Origin of the sequence: Fibrella forsythiae, assembly GCF_017353175.1 — a bacterium.
GTDB classification, from domain to species: Bacteria; Bacteroidota; Bacteroidia; order Cytophagales; family Spirosomataceae; genus Fibrella; species Fibrella forsythiae.
The window spans coordinates 1-1,002 of sequence record NZ_JAFMYW010000057.1 but is presented as its reverse complement, the minus strand read 5'-3'; the positions used below and the strand labels follow the sequence as shown (position 1 = coordinate 1,002).

General features: G+C 63.2%; 1 protein-coding gene. It reads left to right on the top strand.

The window, feature by feature from the left end; genetic code table 11:
• Positions 1-51: 51 nt before the first annotated feature.
• Positions 52-1,002, top strand: a 951-nt coding sequence (locus J2I46_RS32615; RefSeq protein WP_310589152.1) for a T9SS type B sorting domain-containing protein, incomplete at its 3' end; no start/stop codon positions are given.

Below are 1,002 nucleotides of genomic sequence, written 5' to 3'. Positions count from 1 at the left end.
ACCGACGCGGCCAGCAGCGTGCGGCTGACCACCACGGCGGGTCCCAGCCGCGTGAGCCTGAGCTGGGTGGCCAACACGCCCTGGAGCAACGACAACCAGACTCACCGGGTGTACCGCTCACGGAGTGGCCCCAATGGTCCCTTCAACATCATTGCAACTGTGCCCGTGCAGGGCTCACCCTACACGTTCGTTGATACGGGGGGTGATACCTATGCGCAGGATGGGGTGACCAGCGGGGTGCTCTCCCCCGACAGCAGCTACTGCTACCGGGTGGAGACCTTCGGTCAGTATACGGACACCCAGATTTTTATGAAGACGCGTCTACTCAACAACTTCTCTCAAATTCAGTGCGCTAGCCCCAGCGACACCACCCGGCCCTGCCCGCCCAACCTGAGCCTGGACCTGCTCAACTGCGCGGCCCTGGCCCCGGATGCCTTCTGCAACCAGAGTAGCTTCACCAACACCCTCACCTGGCAGTACCCCACCAGCCTGGGGGGACGTACCTGCGACACCCGGATTGCCTCCTACAACATCTACTACGCCCGCTACGAGGGCGACAGCCTGCAGAAGATTGGCTCAGTGCCGGTGCCCACCACCAGCTTCCAGCACCAGAGCCTGAGCACGGTGGCGGGCTGCTACTACGTGACGGCGGTCAACACCAAGGGCACCGAGAGTGCGCCCAGCAACAAGGTCTGCAAGGAGATCTGCCCCTACTTTGCCGTGCCTAACCTGTTCACCCCCAATGGGGACGGAAAGAACGACGTGTTCCAGCCCCTGAACTGTCCTCGGTTTGTGGAGTCGGTTCAGTTTGTGGTCTACAACCGGTGGGGTGCCAAGGTCTACGAGTCGGCTGGCGCGGTGGTGAGCTGGCCGGGGACCACCCAGGGGGGCAGCCCCTTGCCGGGGGGTGTGTACTACTACGAGGCCACGGTTCGTTTTTCGGGTCTGGCCCGCGGCGGGCTCCAGCAGCAGACCAAGGGGTATGTGCAGCTGATTCGCGAT